The 16,931-nt window shown below is 49.0% G+C and carries 15 protein-coding genes; 9 read left to right on the top strand and 6 right to left on the bottom strand.

What is annotated here, in order from left to right; all coding sequences use genetic code 11:
* The first annotated feature begins 2 nt into the window (after positions 1-2).
* Both ACN081_RS08115 and ACN081_RS08110 read left to right on the top strand, forming a co-directional pair.
* Positions 3-1,640 (top strand): ABC transporter ATP-binding protein, encoded by a 1,638-nt coding sequence (locus ACN081_RS08115; protein ID WP_419107487.1) that lies wholly within the window; start codon positions 3-5, stop codon positions 1,638-1,640.
* Positions 1,640-2,443 carry an energy-coupling factor transporter transmembrane component T family protein gene (locus ACN081_RS08110; protein ID WP_419107486.1) on the top strand — a complete coding sequence of 268 codons (804 nt, stop codon included), beginning with the start codon at positions 1,640-1,642 and terminating at the stop codon, positions 2,441-2,443. The genes ACN081_RS08115 and ACN081_RS08110 overlap by 1 nt, the downstream gene beginning before the upstream one ends.
* A gap of 16 nt (positions 2,444-2,459) precedes the next feature.
* Here the strand turns inward: ACN081_RS08110 and ACN081_RS08105 are convergent, their stop codons facing one another.
* From ACN081_RS08105 to ACN081_RS08090, 4 genes are all read right to left on the bottom strand, one after another.
* The gene (locus ACN081_RS08105) at positions 2,460-3,338 is read right to left on the bottom strand and encodes an aminodeoxychorismate lyase (RefSeq protein WP_419107485.1); all 879 of its coding nucleotides are present in this window, start codon (positions 3,336-3,338) and stop codon (positions 2,460-2,462) included.
* Positions 3,339-3,366: 28 nt separating this feature from the next.
* The gene (locus tag ACN081_RS08100) at positions 3,367-3,948 is read right to left on the bottom strand and encodes a tRNA (adenosine(37)-N6)-threonylcarbamoyltransferase complex ATPase subunit type 1 TsaE (protein ID WP_419107484.1); all 582 of its coding nucleotides are present in this window, start codon (positions 3,946-3,948) and stop codon (positions 3,367-3,369) included.
* 22 nt (positions 3,949-3,970) lie between these two features.
* A complete protein-coding gene (locus ACN081_RS08095; protein WP_419107483.1) occupies positions 3,971-4,450 on the bottom strand; it encodes a low molecular weight protein-tyrosine-phosphatase in 480 nt (159 codons plus the stop codon).
* 150 nt (positions 4,451-4,600) lie between these two features.
* The gene (locus ACN081_RS08090) at positions 4,601-5,488 is read right to left on the bottom strand and encodes a hypothetical protein (RefSeq protein WP_419107482.1); all 888 of its coding nucleotides are present in this window, start codon (positions 5,486-5,488) and stop codon (positions 4,601-4,603) included.
* A 500-nt stretch (positions 5,489-5,988) separates the two neighbouring features.
* Between ACN081_RS08090 and dnaK the strand changes: the two genes are divergently transcribed.
* The 5 genes from dnaK (at position 5,989) to ACN081_RS08065 (ending at position 11,692) form a co-directional block, all read left to right on the top strand.
* Entirely contained in the window at positions 5,989-7,830 is a 1,842-nt protein-coding gene (gene dnaK, locus ACN081_RS08085; RefSeq protein WP_419103934.1) for a molecular chaperone DnaK, read from the top strand.
* A 3-nt stretch (positions 7,831-7,833) separates the two neighbouring features.
* The gene (locus tag ACN081_RS08080; protein ID WP_419103933.1) at positions 7,834-8,418 is read left to right on the top strand and encodes a nucleotide exchange factor GrpE; all 585 of its coding nucleotides are present in this window, start codon (positions 7,834-7,836) and stop codon (positions 8,416-8,418) included.
* Between the two features lie 184 nt (positions 8,419-8,602).
* Positions 8,603-9,559, top strand: a complete 957-nt coding sequence (locus ACN081_RS08075) for a DnaJ C-terminal domain-containing protein (protein WP_419107481.1) — start codon at positions 8,603-8,605, stop codon at positions 9,557-9,559.
* Positions 9,560-9,561: 2 nt separating this feature from the next.
* Positions 9,562-9,987, top strand: coding sequence for a heat shock protein transcriptional repressor HspR (locus ACN081_RS08070; protein WP_419101983.1), 426 nt, complete (start codon positions 9,562-9,564; stop codon positions 9,985-9,987).
* A gap of 256 nt (positions 9,988-10,243) precedes the next feature.
* Positions 10,244-11,692 carry an alanine/glycine:cation symporter family protein gene (locus ACN081_RS08065; RefSeq protein WP_419101984.1) on the top strand — a complete coding sequence of 483 codons (1,449 nt, stop codon included), beginning with the start codon at positions 10,244-10,246 and terminating at the stop codon, positions 11,690-11,692.
* Between the two features lie 178 nt (positions 11,693-11,870).
* On the opposite strand, the gene trmB is transcribed toward ACN081_RS08065, so the two are convergent.
* Complete coding sequence (trmB, locus tag ACN081_RS08060) at positions 11,871-12,671, bottom strand: tRNA (guanosine(46)-N7)-methyltransferase TrmB (RefSeq protein WP_419103419.1); 801 nt, start codon at positions 12,669-12,671, stop codon at positions 11,871-11,873.
* 350 nt (positions 12,672-13,021) lie between these two features.
* Here trmB and ACN081_RS08055 point away from each other — a divergent pair, with 350 nt between their 5' ends.
* Both ACN081_RS08055 and ACN081_RS08050 read left to right on the top strand, forming a co-directional pair.
* Positions 13,022-14,476 carry an amino acid permease gene (locus ACN081_RS08055; RefSeq protein WP_419107480.1) on the top strand — a complete coding sequence of 485 codons (1,455 nt, stop codon included), beginning with the start codon at positions 13,022-13,024 and terminating at the stop codon, positions 14,474-14,476.
* A gap of 104 nt (positions 14,477-14,580) precedes the next feature.
* The gene (locus tag ACN081_RS08050; RefSeq protein ID WP_419107479.1) at positions 14,581-15,381 is read left to right on the top strand and encodes an HNH endonuclease family protein; all 801 of its coding nucleotides are present in this window, start codon (positions 14,581-14,583) and stop codon (positions 15,379-15,381) included.
* Positions 15,382-15,405: 24 nt separating this feature from the next.
* Here ACN081_RS08050 and ACN081_RS08045 read toward each other — a convergent pair whose 3' ends face one another.
* Positions 15,406-16,794, bottom strand: a complete 1,389-nt coding sequence (locus tag ACN081_RS08045; protein WP_419103416.1) for a hypothetical protein — start codon at positions 16,792-16,794, stop codon at positions 15,406-15,408.
* Positions 16,795-16,931 lie beyond the last annotated feature (137 nt).

Here is a 16,931-nt window from a genome sequence, read left to right as displayed (position 1 = left end):
CCGTGGATACAACATCTTCCATAACGCCACCGCCTGCTGACTCTCAGCCGGTGCGTGGCGTTCGTATTAGTGTACGTGAGTTTGGTTGGCATTACGCAGGACGAGAAAAACCTACTCTAGAATCTGTAAACCTGACCATTGAACCTGGACAAAAAGTGCTTCTTTTGGGTTCTTCTGGCGCAGGCAAATCAACCCTTCTGCACGCCATGGGCGGGCTATTACACGACGATGATGGCCAATCTCAACAGGGCACTATCACCATCGATGGTATACCTGCTGAAGATGCTCACGGCGCAGTAGGACTCATGCAACAGGACCCAGAGTCATCTATCGTGCTATCTCGTATAGGAGATGATGTTGCTTTCGGGCCCGAAAATTTAGGTGTGCCGCATGAACAAATATGGGAACGTGTTAAACGCGCTCTAGCAGATGTTGGCTTAGAGAAGTTTGACTTATCACATCCGACGAGTGCCCTATCTGGCGGACAAAAACAACGACTAGGGTTGGCGGGCATCCTTGCGATGCATCCCGGTGGTATTTTCTTAGATGAACCAACAGCAAATCTTGATCCTGCTGGTGTTGAAGATGTTCGTGATGCCGTAATACGCGCACAAAAACATACGGGAGCAACCCTTGTCGTTATTGAACATCGTGTTGGTGTATGGGCTGAGCATATGGACAGAATTATTGTTCTTGGCGCAGGCGGACGTGTTACTCATGATGGTTCACCTACTGAGGTTCTTGCAGAAGCGAGGGAAGAGCTTATTTCTGCGGGGGTATGGGTTCCTGACTACACACCAGAGGTTCTTCCTTCAACGCAACAGGCTGGGGCAGAGCTAATTTGTGCTCGTAATGTGGCAGTAACTCGTCATTATCCTTCTGCACGAGAGCGACGTAAACGACGAAAGGCCCTTAAGAATTGTTCTGAACCGTATATTTTTGATGCGCCTATTGTTTCTTCAGGGATTAATGCTTCTATCCGAGCTGGTGAACATACAAGTGTTCTTGGCTGTAATGGTGCCGGAAAATCTACTTTTGCTTTGACCTTAGCTGGGTTACTCTACCCTGTTTCTGGGGAGATTGTAGCAACGTCAGCATTTTTAGAAGAAGCTGCTCCTTCACCGTCACGGCAGTATAAGGAGCCTTCACCTGATATGACGCAGTGGCGTTCTCGTGATATTGCTTCGCGTATTGGTCTAGTCTTTCAAGAACCTGAGCAACAGTTTTTAACTGCTACGGTACGTGAAGAACTTGAATTTGGGCCACGACAACTTGCGCGGCTTCGTCAAGAACCTGTCGACGAACAAGCTCTTAAACACCGTATTGACGCGTTATCTGAACGTTTACGTTTGCGTCATCTTGAAGGAGCAAACCCGTTCACCCTTTCTGGGGGTGAGAAGCGCCGTCTTTCTGTAGCAACCGCATTGGCAACAGCACCTCAGGTCCTCATTCTTGACGAACCTACTTTTGGGCAAGACGCTCATACGTGGAAGGAATTGGTGCTTTTGATTCAAGAACTCTTGGAACAGGGCACAGCAGTCGTTTCAGTAACTCACGATGATGATTTTGTGCGTGCTTTAGGAGGAATACAGCTAAGGCTTATCGCGGAATCAGACTATCACGGGGAAGAAGAACGTTGATGAGTTTTGATATTTTTGCGTCTACCGCAGAAAAAGAAGGGATTCTTGGAAGCGTTAATGCAGGTGTTAAAGTTGCGCTCACTTTGCTTCTGACAATTATCCTTATTCTGCTCAAAGATTGGGTGAGTATCACCATCATCTTTTGTATCGAGTTAGTGGGTTTATGGGCCTTGGGGTTGAACCCTGTGCGTCTTTTGGGTCAACTTTGGCCTGTATTGTTTGGTGTTCTACTATCGGGCTGGTCGACTGCTCTTTTGGTGGAGAAGACAGGGACGATGCTTTTTGACATGGGATTTTTGTCGATGAGCACTGGTTCTCTTGTGACAGGTATTGTTCTGACTATTCGTGGCTTGGCAATGGTTCTTCCTGGGATGATGCTCATGCTCACAACCGACCCAACGGACATTGCTGATTCTTTGGCGCAGAGCGCAAAATTGCCGGTTCGTTTTGTGCTCGGAGCATTGGTTGCTTTACGTCTTGTCGGGTTGTTGTTGAGCGAATGGAATACACTAGGGCAGGCTCGACGCGCTCGCGGTCTTGGATCAGAAGATACGTTGTGGCAACGTGTTAAAACGTTTTGTGGTCAGAGCTTCGCCTTGTTAGTTCAGGCTATTCGTCGTGGTACACGCTTATCTATAACGATGGAGGCCCGCGGTTTTGGGTCTGCTTCAACTCGCACTTGGGCTCGTATACCGCAGTACAGTCTCGTAGACGTATGGTTTACGGTGGGTGTTGTGCTGACGGTTCTGGCAGGTGTTTTAGGTGCTTTAGGAGCCGGTACCTTAACTTTTATCTGGCAGTAGTTTTTAAGGTTGCGTGTTACTCTTCTGCAAGGAATGCTAAGAATTCTTCAGTGGTCTGTTGGGACGTTGCTAATGCTGTTCCGTTGAGGTGTGTTACAGGAGCGATAAGCCGTACGGAAGAAGCTAACCAGACACCTTCAGATTCGAGTAAATCCTGAGGGTAAAGCTCTTGGTATTTGAGTTCCCAGCCGTGTTTGCGTGCTTGCTCAAAAATCATTCCTTGGGTAGTGCCGGGGAGGATTCCGTGGTTTGGTTCTGGGGTGAGGAGGGTTTTTTGCCCATTAATAGTTTGTGCCACAATGACAGAGCTGGTTGCGCCTTCTAGAATACGGCGGTCATCGGTGATGAAGATTGCTTCGTCTGCTCCTTGGGTTCGTACGTATCGTAGGACGGCCATGTTGATGGCGTACGAGAGAGTTTTTGCGCCGGCAAGTAGCCACGGGTATGCGGTGTCTTGAGCAGGATCATGTCCGCGAGGCAGCGTGATTGCTTTGACGCCGTGGGTTCTTTGGTCGAGGGTATTTTGAGGTGTCGGTGCAACGGTAACCCAGCTGTGTGGGCCGTTTGCTGTGGTACCACGAGAAATAATAATTTTGACGGTGTGTTCTTCACCTAGTGTCGTGGTGTGAGCCTGTTCTGCATTTTCTAGGGCTGTCTTAAGCGCTTGAGTGAGGTGCTCTTTTGCTGGTAGAGGGAGCTGCAATTTTCGGGCAGAATTTGTTAGCCGTTCAAAGTGTGCGTCAAATTTTCGGATGCTGCGGTTGACGGCAATCATCGTTTCAAAGACGCCGTCTCCGCGGGTGAGTCCTTCATCTTCGATGCTGATAAGTGGGCGTGAGGGGTCTACGAGTTCGCCCTCTGGATGTTGCTGGTTGAGCATTACTACTGTTGTCATAATTTCATCCTATTCTTGGGGTGTCGTTTTATACAGGTGGCGAGAAAATATAGTCAATATGTGATGCTGGGTGTGCAGGTAGTTGGAGGTTTTCTTGTTCTGCCCACGTATTCCAATAGGGGCGGTATGTTTCTCCGTCACGGTTGAGCGCTCGTTCTTTGCGGTGGTGTGAGGGCATGTCGAGCCAGCATGTGATGACGTTAAAGGGTGCTTGGTAGTTGTGAGGTGGTGTGGCGCCGACGCCCTCGACGATGAGCGTTTGGCGTGGGTCAATTGTTGTGAGGTGTGGTCCTGTGGGTTGTTGTGTATCCCAGTTCCACCCGAACCAGATGAGGGGGGATTGTGGGTTGTCGCTGAGGTTGTTGAGGTTTCGATGCCACTGCTTGATGCCTGCCTGTAGTCCGTTCCATCCTTGGTAGAGGTTTTCGAGGGTGAAGGTGTGGGATGGGACGTTATGTTGGTTGAGGTAGGTGCAGAGGTGGTGGGAGAACGTTGTTTTCCCGGCTCCGCTTCTTCCGTCAATGGTAATGATTTTGGGGGCGCCTTGTTGGCAGATGCTGTGATGGATTTTTTCGAGTAGTTGTTGTTCTTCGATACACAGTATGCTCATGGGCGTTGAGTTTTCCTCGTTCTTAGTGGGTCTGGATGTAGTGGATAATTCCGGGGATGGTGTCTTCAATCATGCGTTGGGTGTGATAGAAGTCTTCTTGAGTTCCGTACCAAGGGTCATAGATGCCACGTTCTTCGAATGGTGTGTTGCGTAGTTGTGGGTCGTATTCGCGCCAGAGGTGTATTTTTTCTTGGTCTTTGGGGTTTCGTGCGAGTTGCTGCAACCGTTGGTAATGGTTGGTGTCCATGGCAAGAATGAGGTGGTATGTGTCAAAGTCTTCTTGTGTGAAGGTTTTGGCCCGGTGTTTACTACTGTCGATTCCATGTTCGTTGAGGACTTTTTGTGCTCTTGGGTCGATGGGGTTTCCGTATTCTTCGGAAGATATTCCGCATGAGGATACTTCAACGTTGAGTTGTTGTGATGTGATTTTTTCTCTGAGGAGGTATTCTCCCATGGGGGAACGGCAGATGTTTCCTGTGCAGACAACCAAGATTTTATTCATGTTTCTATCTTTTCATGGTGGGGGAGATATTACCTATCTTTTCTTGTGAATAGATGGTGGGGTAGGAGAACTGATAGAAAATGCGGTTTCTGTACTCCCCTTGGGAGGGGAGTACAGAAACCGCATAGGATTTTTTATCTGAGGTGGAGTTTAGAACTTTCCGTCGTATGCAGGGCGGTTGATGGGGCCTGCATATCCTACGGTGTCGAGTACGTGCCAGTGTCCCATATCGTTGTTGCGGATGACCCAGATGGCTTTGACCCAGCTTTTACCGGAGGAGAACCAACGGTTGTTGAGGTTAAGGTTGAGGCGTCCAATTCCGGTTTTTCCGGAGAACCGTAGTTTTTGTGCTTGAACCATGATGGATCCTGAAGGTAGCACGATGTCGGAGCCATTGGGGTTTCCGGTAGAACCGTTGAAAGAGTGGGGGATGACTGCACCAGAAGCATTAACTGGGGCGGACCAGTTGCCGGCGTAGAATCCTGGGGCACTTCCTGATCCGGTGGTGATGGACTGGAAGCGTGCGCTTGCGTTGCCGTAGGTGTTGGTGCGGTTGTAATCGTTGTTGACGGGGACGATATAGCACTGTACGTCGTATCCGTTAGGTCCTGCATCTTCTGCGGAGAGAGCTAGTGAGACTTCGCGTCCCCAGTGCCATGCTCGTCCTTCACCGTTGGATTGGTCAATAAAGGATGCGCAAGGGATGTCTTTGCGCCATGCTCCGTCGGGGCATCCTGCAGGTAGCGTTGGGTATGAGGGGTTTGTGGTTCCGCCGTGTCCACCATGTCCACCATGTCCGCCGGTGCTTCCACCATTGCCATGCCCGTGTCCACCATTGCCATGTCCGTGTCCACCGTGTCCACCGTGTCCATCATGATGGTGGTTACCGTCTCCGGTGCTTCCACCGTGTCCGTGTCCGTGGTGTTCTTCGTCAGCGCCGGTGCTATGGGAGAACGCTGCGGTTGTCGTGATAGCAAGTGCAGGGATTGCTAGGGCTGCGCCTTTAAGAACGATGCGGCGTGATTCTGAGTGAGTCATGCTGTCTTCCTAACATATGTTTTGTGATAGGTGGCGCGATGGTGCGCCCGGTCTTGCTCTAGCGTATGTCAGTTTTTTGTAGAGAAGATATGGAAGAACAGAATTGTAGGGACAAGTGTTTACGCTTGTCCGCTAGGTAGTTGTGTCATATTTCTGATAGTTACGTGATGGTTGGCGCTGGTTCTTATATGGCTTTTCTATAGAGTGAGCTTGTGGGTGGGTAAAGATACCTCGAAGATTAATTGCTGAAAGCGAACAGCTTGCAATGTTTGTTCTATAGAATGCCGGTTTTTAGGGTGTTTTTCGGGTGTACTGAGGTGAATATCCATAAAAATATTGTTAGTTGTATAAATAAAGTTGAGTTAAATAGACTCAACTCTATTGACAAATGGCTCAGAAGTGAGAAACTTAAGACAAGCGCTTATTGAAAAATCCGTTCACGGTGTTCAATAAAGCCAGATACCTAAGAAAACAACATCTATCTCTAAGGAGTGCATAATATGTCACGTGCAGTAGGCATTGACCTCGGTACCACAAACTCAGTCGTTTCAGTTCTTGAAGGTGGCGAACCTGTCGTTATCGCTAACGCAGAGGGCGCACGTACCACACCTTCTATCGTCGCTTTCTCTAAAGATGGCGAAGTTCTTGTCGGTGACGTCGCAAAGCGTCAGGCAGTTACTAACGTCGATCGCACCATCGCTTCTGTAAAGCGTCATATGGGAACTGACTGGACAACCGACATCGACGGTAAAAAATACACCGCTCAAGAAATTTCAGCTCGCACTTTGATGAAACTCAAAGGTGACGCAGAAGCATACCTCAACGACACCGTTACCGACGCTGTCATCACTGTTCCTGCATACTTCAACGACGCAGAACGTCAGGCAACCAAAGAAGCAGGAGAAATCGCTGGACTTAACGTTCTCCGAATCGTCAACGAGCCTACCGCAGCTGCTCTAGCTTACGGTCTGGATAAGGGCAAAGAAGACGAGCTCATCCTCGTATTCGACCTCGGTGGCGGTACCTTCGACGTTTCCTTGCTTGAAGTTGGCAAGGACGAAGACGGATTCTCCACCATTCAGGTGCGTGCAACCTCCGGCGATAACCGACTCGGTGGTGACGACTGGGATCAGCGCATCGTGGATTGGCTGCTCGAACAGGTTAAATCCAAGAGCGGTGCAGATCTCTCGAAAGACAAGATTGCTCTTCAGCGTCTTCGTGAAGCAGCTGAACAAGCAAAGAAAGAACTTTCTTCCGCAACTTCAACCAATATCTCCTTGCAGTATCTTTCTGTCACTCCAGAAGGTCCTATCCACTTGGACGAGAAACTCACTCGCGCAAAGTTCCAGGACATGACTGCTGATTTGATTGAACGCACCAAGAAGCCTTTCAATGACGTCATCAAAGAAGCTGGTGTATCCGTTTCTGACATTGCGCACGTTATCCTCGTGGGCGGTTCAACCCGTATGCCAGCAGTAAGCGAAGTTGTTAAAGAACTCACCGGTGGTCGCGAACCTAACAAGGGTGTTAACCCTGATGAGGTTGTTGCTATGGGTGCTGCTATTCAGGCAGGCGTGCTCAAGGGTGACCGCAAAGACGTTCTTCTCATCGACGTAACTCCACTATCTCTTGGTATCGAAACCAAAGGTGGTGTGATGACTAAACTCATCGAACGTAACACCGCAATTCCTACCAAGCGTAGCGAAACCTTCACCACTGCAGAAGACAACCAGCCTTCTGTCTCTATTCAGGTATTCCAAGGTGAACGCGAATTTACTCGCGATAACAAGAACCTCGGTACCTTTGAGCTAACTGGTATTGCTCCTGCACCTCGTGGAGTTCCTCAGATTGAAGTGACCTTCGATATCGACGCAAACGGTATCGTTCACGTATCCGCTAAGGATAAGGGCACCGGCAAGGAACAGTCCATGACCATTACCGGTGGATCTTCCCTCTCTAAGGAAGACATCGACCGCATGGTTAAGGACGCTGAAGCACACGCTGAACAGGATAAGGCTCGTCGTGAGGCTGCAGAAACCCGCAACCAAGCAGAAACTGCTGCATACTCCATCGAGAAGCTCATCAAGGACAACGGCGATAAGCTCCCTGAAGAGGTCAAGACTGAAGTTCAGGCAGATGTCGACGAACTCAAGAAGGCTCTCGAAGGTGAAGATGATGACGCTGTCAAGTCTGCATTTGAGAAATTGCAGGCTAGCCAGAGCAAACTTGGCGAAGCTATCTACGCCGCAGCTCAGGCAGAAGCAACTCAAGAAGGTGCTGCTGAAGCTGACGACGACGTAGTAGACGCCGAAGTCATCGACGACGACAACGAAAAGAAATAAGTGATGTCCGAGAATACTAACGACTCTCAGAACACTGATCCTTTGGAAGAAGCCTTCAACGCTCCTTCTGCACCAGAACACCCAGAGCCACAAGAAGACGCTGGAACAGAACCTCTACCTGAGGACGTTTCAGCAGAAGCTGAGGCCTCTGAAGAAGTAGCTGAAGATTTTGAGCAAGTGGCACTTGAACGTCTCGAGGATTTACGCCGGTTACAGGCAGAGTTCACGAACTTCAAGAACCGCAGTGCAAAAGAGAAGGAACAGTTGCGTCAGTTTGTTATCTCTGATGTGGTATCTGCTTTGCTACCAGTCATTGATGATATCGATGCAGCTCGTCAGCATGGTGACCTTGAAGAAGGCCCGTTTGCTGCCATTGCTAATAAGCTAGAGGAAACTCTTGGTAAGCAGGGCATGGAACGTTATGGTGCTGTCGGCGATAAGTTCGACCCGAAGGTTCACGAAGCTGTTCTGCAGCAGCCTTCTGAAGACATTCCAGAAGACCATGTAGCAATGGTGTTGCGCCATGGATATCGTGTGAATGATCGAATTGTGCGAACTGCACAGGTTGCTGTTGCGGCAGCAATGTAAATAGATAAAAGTGTAGGCGGGCTCGAATCGGCGGGTCCGCCTGCACTACACTTAGGGGATTTACTCCTCTGTACCGTACCTGATATGGCAGGAATGTGCCTCTGATAGAGAGGGATTAACTGCCTCTTGTTATATAGATTTTTAAGAGAACTTAAGGAACGCTTTTGAAAGGAGGCGTCAAAACATGGCTAGTGAAAATTGGCTTCATCAAGACTTCTACAAGGTGCTGGGCGTCTCTGAGAAGGCGAGCGATGCTGAAATTAAAAAGGCATATCGAAAATTAGCACGTAAATATCATCCAGATCAAAACTCTGGAGATACTGTAGCTGAGAAAAAATTTAAAGAAGTATCTGAAGCGTATGATGTTCTTTCTGATAAGAAACACCGCGAAGAATACGACCAAATTCGTACGTATGGTGCCGCTGGTTTTGGTGGGGGAGGATTCCCCGGAGGTTCTGGATTCCCCGGAGGTTTCAGTAGCTCTTCAACCTCTAGCAACGTTAACATCGAAGATTTATTAGGCGGTCTTTTCGGCGGAGGCGGCGGTTTTGGGGGCGCTTCTGCTGGTGGGTTTGGAGGCTTTTCTCAGCCTGCCCCCAAAGGACAAGATGCGCAAACAAGTGTCACCATTTCCTTCGCCGACGCTTACCGAGGAACGACTGCTTCTGTTATTCGTCCAGATGGCTCTGAAGCTAAAGCTCGTATTCCTGCTGGTATTAAAGATGGACAAAAAATTAAGTTGCGCGGTAAAGGACACCCCGGTCCTGGCGGAGCTGGCGATTTGACGGTTGTCGTTAAGGTTCGTAAACATCCCGTCTTTACGCGTGAAGGCAATGATGTGATTGTTCATATTCCTATCAGCATTAAAGAAGCTGTTCAAGGAACTATTCTTAGCGTCCCCACCCCTTCTGGTAAGACTGTTAAACTCCGTTTGGCTGCTGGTTCTTCTTCCGGTGTGAAACTTCGTGCTAAAGGCTACGGATTCCCCTCTAAAACCGGAGCAGGTCACCTGATGGTTATTCCAGAAATTCATCTTCCTCAGAATCTTTCTGAACAGGCTCAAGAAGCTTTTGATACGTTCCTTGCTGCTGCAGATGACGATACTGTACGAGACGAATTTCTACGGAAAGCAGCTGAGTAAGTATGGGTTTATCAGCAGATCAGCCGGTTTTTGTTATTTCAGTGGCGGCAGAGCTTGCCGGGATGCACCCTCAAACCTTGCGTCAGTATGACCGTCTGGGTTTAGTTCAGCCTCAGCGTGCGCCGGGACGTGCTCGTCGATACTCAGCACGAGATGTGGCGAAGCTGCAAGAGATTCAGCAGCTATCTCAAGACGGTGTTTCTCTTGAAGGCATTCGCCGTATTATGGGGCTTGAATCTGAAGTAGAGACCTTGCGCTACGAGATAGAGTCTCTACGTCAAGAGCTTGCAACAGCGAAGACCCGATTAGGGGAGTCCTCTCGCGTCTTTGCTGCTGGCGTTTCTGGCGACATCGTGAGGGTTCCTCGTGGTAAACGCCCGTCTGCCCATGCCCGCTCTCGAGCCATGGTGCTCTATCAGCCTCGATAACTACATATTTTATAGATGAAGGTTCTGCCGTATCCATTCTTAACAGGTTTGTTCTGTTGAATGGGTACGGCAGATTTTTCTATGCTCTGCTTGTCGTCTTACTTGGTGGACATAGTTGCGTATAGTGTTGCCCGTCACGTAAGCTGTGCTTTCAAGCAGTAGCTGTGGTTTCTCTCAACAAGGAACAACGCTATCTGCAACACCACACATCTGCTAGGAAACCGCTCGCAACGGGCGAAAACAACAAGGAACGCATATGAACATCGACGACGTCCTCGGGGCGATTTCCTCTTTTATTTGGGGGCCCTTCGTCCTCATCCCTTTACTTCTAGGTACAGGTATTTATCTGAGTATTCGCCTCGGATTCATCCAACTGACCAAACTCATTGTGGCGAACCGTCTAGCGTTTGTCGATCGTAAAGATGCTGACGCACAAGGTGGAGACATCTCTCAATTTCAGGCGCTAACTACTGCTCTTGCTGCAACAGTTGGTACCGGTAACATCGTAGGCGTAGCAACAGCTATTTCTATTGGCGGTCCAGGTGCTCTCTTCTGGATGTGGGTCACCGCTATTTTCGGTATGGCCTCTAAATACTCTGAGGCGTTTCTTGGTGTACGTTTCCGCACCCACGACTCAAAAGGCGAAGTCAACGGTGGACCACAATACTACCTTGAACGTGGTATTGGTGGAGCGCTCGGCAAATCTCTTGCAATATTCTTTGCAATCGCTGCGGTAATTGCTTCTTTCGGCATCGGTAACATGACCCAAGGTAACTCAATCGCCGGTAACCTATACACCACTTTTAACGTTCCTGTTGGCTTTACCGGTACAATTTTGGCGCTCTTGACGCTCTTCGTACTCCTCGGAGGCATCAAATCCATTGGTAAAGTTACCTCCGCTTTCGTTCCTGTCATGATTATCTTCTACGTCGGTGGCGCTCTATACATTTTAGGAACACACCTAGGGCAGATTCCTGAAGCATTCGCTACAGTCTTTTCAGAGGCATTTACCGGCACTTCTGCTGTAGGCGGTTTTGCAGGTTCAGCACTCATCTACGCAATTCAGTACGGTGTAGCTCGTGGTATTTTCTCGAACGAATCCGGCATGGGTTCTGCTGCTATTGCTGCTTCCGCTGCGCAGACAACTCACCCTGTACGTCAAGGCATGGTCTCCATGACACAGACCTTTATCGACACGATTATTGTGGTGACATGTACCGGCCTCGTTTTGATTATTACCGGTGCTTGGCATCAGAGCGAGAACGGCGAACTAATTTCTGCTTCTACGATGACGAACTGGGCATTTAGCCAAGAAATTGGTCCGATTGGTGGTTGGATCGTCACCATCGGTTTGGTACTTTTTGCGTACTCTACAATTCTTGGGTGGGCATACTACGGGGAGCGTTGTATCGAACGTATCTTAGGCCGTTCTGGTGTGCTACCTTATCGTGTATTTTTCTCGGCCATAGTTTTCATCGGATGCACTGTTGAACTAACGACTGTATGGACATTCTCAGATATTGCTAATGGTCTAATGGCTATTCCAAACTTGATTGGTTTGCTCCTCCTCTCAGGTCTGATTGTTCGTGAGACTCGCTGGTATTTGAAGAATGACCCTCACCTGACAGCAACGAAAGAAGAAATTGACCAGTTCATGGAAGGCCATGACGGTGCGATTGATTCTTACGAGAAGACCGGACGCTAAGCGTCTCATTAGCATTATGTAGGTGCACTCCTCAAAGAGCACTCATCAAAGAACGGGGTGGGGCGGAATACAGTTTTGTATTCCGCCCCGCCCCATAACGTAGCTGTGTTCACTGCCGCTTACTCAGAGACATAACACCTGCTACAAACGTAGTTTAAACCTACCAACATTTTTTCATCTAGCGACGAATATAGGTCAAATCATGTGCGCCACGGCCAGCTTCGCGAGCCTTACGTTCAAAACTCGTTAACACACGACCCTCCCAACGCGGCGCCCAACCGCCTTGTGGGTCTTCCTCTGTTGCACCCTCGCCACGATGCGCATTAACAAAATCGGGGTGCGCGTCGAGCACGTCACGCATTACAATAGCGTATTCTTCCCAGTCAGTTGCTAAACGCCAAGTTGCACCAGGTTTCAACACGCGTGCAACCTTATGGGCAAATTCTGTACTAATAAGACGGCGCTTATGATGACGAGTCTTATGCCAAGGATCAGGGAAAAACACCCACAACTCATCGACAGAAGCTGGCTCTAACATGTTCTCTAAAAGCTCTGGAGCATTAGCCTGCGCTACACGAATATTCTCCGCACCAGCACTTGCCATCTTGCGTAGTAAATCAGCAATACCGGGGGTATACACCTCAACAGCGAGGAAGTTATGCTCAGGAACCTCCTGCGCACGATGAACAATCGCCTCACCAAGACCAGAACCAATTTCTACCACAAGAGGAGCGACCCTGCCATAAACTTCTTCAGCATTAAACTGTGCCTCTGGCGCTACTGATGTATCAGTGAGCAGACGAGGTATCTGCAAAACATGGGTAGGAGCATACTGCTCCCACGCGGTGAGTCTGCGACCTGTGAGCCTATCGCCACGACGAACGAACGAAAGTGGCTGTCGGTGAAACTTCTCAGGAACAGTAGAATCTTCTGCTAGATGTTCGGTGTTTTCGTTATTAGTATGCGTTGTCGTTTCCACGAGTCTCCTCAATCTAGTACGGGCGCGTACGGAAACAAAAGCACCGCCCGAATCTGCCCGAATATGAGCAACCTAATCATCCTAGAGGATAGAGAATGAAGCATGCCAGCAACCCTTAAAACTCAACAAATAAAAAAATGTGATATACAATTCATTATTTTCTCGCAATAATAGGGACTAACAGCCCGCAATAGTGAAGGGTATCCTAGCCTGTCTAAACGGAGAACACCTCAAAACCAGACTAGGATTAACACAAATATCAAAGACCACAAAGGCATGCAGGTCGGCGACGCCCTCTCACCCTAGAGAACCATTCAAGACACGTATGCCCATCAAACAATGGAGGCGAGATGCCAGACCAACATCATGGTTCGCATGCTCAAACAGAAAACGAACTACAACGTGGACTCAGCAATAGACATATCCAGCTCATCGCCATCGGCGGAGCTATCGGAACAGGACTCTTCATGGGATCGGGAAAGACCATCTCCCTGACAGGTCCGTCCATTCTCTTTGTCTACATGATTATTGGTACGGCAATTTTCTTCGTCCTCCGCGCCATGGGAGAACTACTCCTCTCAAACCTCAAGTACAAATCATTTTCTGACTTTGCCTCCGACATCCTCGGCCCAGGCGCAGGATTCTTCGTCGGATGGTCCTACTGGTTCACATGGGTTGTTACAGCCGTCGCTGACGTTATTGCCATCACCGGATATTCGCAATACTGGTGGCCACACCTACAACAGTGGATACCAGCTATCATCGTCATCGGGTTACTTCTGGCACTGAACCTTCCCAGCGTCAAAAACTTTGGTGAAATAGAATTCTGGTTTGCCCTCATCAAAATAGTCGCCATTTTTGCGCTCATCATCGTAGGTATCTTCATGGTTGCTATCAGCTTTGAACTTCCCAACGGCGACACAGCAAGCGTCACAAACCTCTGGTCAGATGGCGGATTCTTCCCCCACGGCATCGTTGGCTTCCTCGGCGCATTCCAAATCGCGCTATTCGCCTTCCTCGGCGCAGAACTTGTCGGAACAGCAGCAGCAGAAACACGCGACCCGCACAAAACACTACCCAAAGCAATCAACGCCGTACCGATTCGTATTATCCTCTTCTACGTACTGACGCTGGCCGTAATCCTGATGGTAACCCCTTGGCAAGACATTGACCCCGCAAAGAGCCCCTTCGTCACCATGTTCAGCCTCGCCGGTTTCGGATTTGCCGCCTCACTGGTCAACTTCGTAGTACTGACTTCTGCAACATCTTCGGCAAACTCTGGTATCTTCTCCACCTCACGTATGATTTACGGACTCGCAGAAGAAGGCTCCGCGCCGCGTATCTTCCGTATCCTCAGCCCCGGAGGCGTCCCACGTAACGCACTCTTCCTCACCAGCGTGCTCCTACTTTCCTCCCTCGCGCTGCTGTACTCGGGAGAATCAGTGATTAGCGCCTTTACTCTCGTCACCACTGTTGCCGCAGTACTTGCCATCTTCAACTGGACGATGATCCTCATCTCCTACCTCGTCTATCGTAAAAAACACCCAGAACGTCACGAAGCATCCACCTACAAAATGCCAGGAGGCATTCTTGCCTGCTGGATTGTGCTCGCATTCTTCGTCGCAATGGTCATCATCTTGGCATTCTACGATGACACCCGCCAAGCACTCTTCGCCATGCCACTATGGTTCATCCTTCTAGGTATTGGCTGGATGTTCGTCCGTAAGAACCCCACCCACCTCGAACTACAGAAAAAAGCTCAACAGACACGCACCAAAGACACCTCCTACGAAGAAACCCTCTAAAACCTCAGAAGAGTTCTCACTCAGGGCGAGAGTACAACACCACGCTGTGTTGGCTTTCGCCCTGAGCCTTTAGAACACACGAACATAACAACCGAAAATCCTTGATGAGAAACCAATACCGTTCTTCCACCCACTACCGAACCTACCGACACCGGCAACCTATACGACGCTCTCGCCCCTTCTTCCTCCGGATGAGCACACTCTTCTGGGCGGTGCTCATCGGTGCAGGGATATTTCTCTGGACACAGCACGAAAAAATAGAAGAACTCCTTGGAGCACCAAACGTCCCCGTAGAAACTGGGTTTGCACGTCACTTCGCACAACCCTATTCAACAGCTAGTGAAGTTCTCAAAACTCTCCCCGTACAGCACCCCGCTGGCGCTCGCGGATACTCACGTTCACAATTTGGCCCCTCATGGGAAGATATTGATCGAAACGGTTGCGATCAGCGTAACGACGTCTTAGCTCGAGATTTATCCCATGTAAAATACGCTCGTGGCTGTAAAGTCGCTTCGGGGACGTTTATTGACCCGTACACTGCCGAAAGCATTGACTTTCTTCGAGGGGAGAAGACCAGTCCTCTGGTACCTATCGATCATGTTGTTGCACTTTCTAATGCTTGGCAAACTGGTGCCGCAGAACTGCCCCTCGAGCAACGTCAGCGTTTAGCGAATGACCCGTTGAATCTTCAAGCAACTGGATACGACGTCAATACTGAAAAATCTAATCAAGACGCCTCTCAGTGGTTACCGCAACGAGGATATCGCTGCGAATATGTTGCGCGACAAATATCAGTCAAAGCGATATATCACCTGTGGGTCACGCCCGCCGAGAAACAAGCTATGGAAAACGTGTTAAAAGAGTGCCCGCAACAGCCCGCGTATCGTTCTGGGCTAGAACGTTAAAGCTGCCCACGGAACGCAAAAGGATTATGGTGTAGATACTTCTCCGGGAGGTTCTTGATCCTCAAAATAGAAAAGCTCAGGCTGAGTGTAGTTCAACGCCCATCGCAAGGCATACATGATTTCGTATGTGGCTGACTCTACCTCCGTGAAAGTCTGCCCCCATGAGAAAAGGTCCTCAGACATAGACGCCCAACCATGTTCTTCAAGAACAGCAGCGTCATAGCTTGTTCCACGATAAAAAACAGTGTTTTCAGTAATCAACTCACAAATATAGCCTGAAGGGGAGCGCAGAATAAATAAACGAGGAATCGTCGTATCCTGTTCTTCACTGATCTCTGAAAGATAATACAACCGTATGCTTTGCCCCCAAGGTAGCTCACGAAGTGCGCCACGTAAAGAATTTGTCATACGCTCCCACGGAGTACTACACGGTAACTGGTTATGCCGTTCTGAAGGAGAATGAACAATACCAATACCATTCTCGTAAAGAGTTTTTAAATCTACCGAACGAGAACGAGAAACTGAGGTTCCTGCTGAATCCTGAGTTTCTCGTGCGGGAACAGTTGAAAGCGAACTTATCTTGAGCGCATCATTAATGAGTCGACGACCGTTTTTAAGACCGTTATACCATGAACCGTATTTGCTACGTACTGTGCCGAGTAATGGTACTCGTCCTAGAGGGTTACGGCTAATAGACCAATTACCATAAACCAACACGGTGGGTTTGCGGTCATATCTGATGCAGTAGCTCAAAAATTCTGCTAGAGCATTTCGAAAATCACGGTCTGTTACGCTGGATGCAGAGACACTAATACCGTAATCCTCTAAATCTGGTGGGCACACTCCTACACGCATCAGCGCTATACTCCAGCTGCCGTCCCCAAGACGGTCTTCAATAATTTGTCGATGAGGCGGCCAGCTACTGACCTCGTCGACGATATTACGAGCTTCTTCGGGGACGTTGTCGAAAAAGTCGTCGTAGGAAGCCTCATCAAGGCGGATATAAGGGTTTTCGCTGAGTGCTTTGAGCGCGGCACCGCATTTTCCTAGAATGAGAGATATCGCTTCGGGGCTAACGTTGGCCTTCGCAAATATTCGGGGGATATCTTCCAAAATAATGGGGTCAAGATATGCTGCGGCATACTGAGGGTCTGGTTCCATATCGTGGGTGACCGCCACGGAGTACCATACCGCAGCCGACATCATCACGTTGTTGAGAATATTTTCGGTGCGAGTGTTAAAAGTCCAACGTCGTGAAAAAACTGCGCGACGAATCATACTAGGAGATTCTTCCGGGAAGAGCGTTGCAATTCGATGACAGGCTTCTTCCTTGGACCAGCCAGAATCAGCAAGTTCTTCAATCAACGGCGAGTAGTGAGAGAGAAAACGGTGATAGTCCTCGTTACTTGCCATAATGAGATATTTCCTTAAACTCCGGTATTAGTCTGCGTCGGTAAAAATGTGTACATAGTTTCGTTATCAAAATCTAAACACTCAAGAACAAAACTAACAAATATATATACCCGTATTACTTCAATAAACCAAGATTT

It is taken from the genome of Rothia sp. P13129 (assembly GCF_048512865.1).
Lineage (GTDB): Bacteria > Actinomycetota > Actinomycetes > Actinomycetales > Micrococcaceae > Rothia.
Note: the sequence above shows the minus strand (reverse complement) of the source record. Positions and strands in the feature narration are given on the sequence as shown.

Coding starts and splice junctions, on each gene's coding strand:
- ACN081_RS08100 (WP_419107484.1), bottom strand. CDS start 3,948: ATGAGCATACTGTGTATCGAAGAACAACAACTACTCGAAAAAATCCAT.
- ACN081_RS08095 (WP_419107483.1), bottom strand. CDS start 4,450: ATGAATAAAATCTTGGTTGTCTGCACAGGAAACATCTGCCGTTCCCCC.
- ACN081_RS08045 (WP_419103416.1), bottom strand. CDS start 16,794: ATGGCAAGTAACGAGGACTATCACCGTTTTCTCTCTCACTACTCGCCG.
- ACN081_RS08090 (WP_419107482.1), bottom strand. CDS start 5,488: ATGACTCACTCAGAATCACGCCGCATCGTTCTTAAAGGCGCAGCCCTA.
- dnaK (WP_419103934.1), top strand. CDS start 5,989: ATGTCACGTGCAGTAGGCATTGACCTCGGTACCACAAACTCAGTCGTT.
- ACN081_RS08080 (WP_419103933.1), top strand. CDS start 7,834: ATGTCCGAGAATACTAACGACTCTCAGAACACTGATCCTTTGGAAGAA.
- ACN081_RS08110 (WP_419107486.1), top strand. CDS start 1,640: ATGAGTTTTGATATTTTTGCGTCTACCGCAGAAAAAGAAGGGATTCTT.
- ACN081_RS08065 (WP_419101984.1), top strand. CDS start 10,244: ATGAACATCGACGACGTCCTCGGGGCGATTTCCTCTTTTATTTGGGGG.
- ACN081_RS08050 (WP_419107479.1), top strand. CDS start 14,581: ATGAGAAACCAATACCGTTCTTCCACCCACTACCGAACCTACCGACAC.
- ACN081_RS08105 (WP_419107485.1), bottom strand. CDS start 3,338: ATGACAACAGTAGTAATGCTCAACCAGCAACATCCAGAGGGCGAACTC.
- ACN081_RS08075 (WP_419107481.1), top strand. CDS start 8,603: ATGGCTAGTGAAAATTGGCTTCATCAAGACTTCTACAAGGTGCTGGGC.
- ACN081_RS08055 (WP_419107480.1), top strand. CDS start 13,022: ATGCCAGACCAACATCATGGTTCGCATGCTCAAACAGAAAACGAACTA.
- ACN081_RS08070 (WP_419101983.1), top strand. CDS start 9,562: ATGGGTTTATCAGCAGATCAGCCGGTTTTTGTTATTTCAGTGGCGGCA.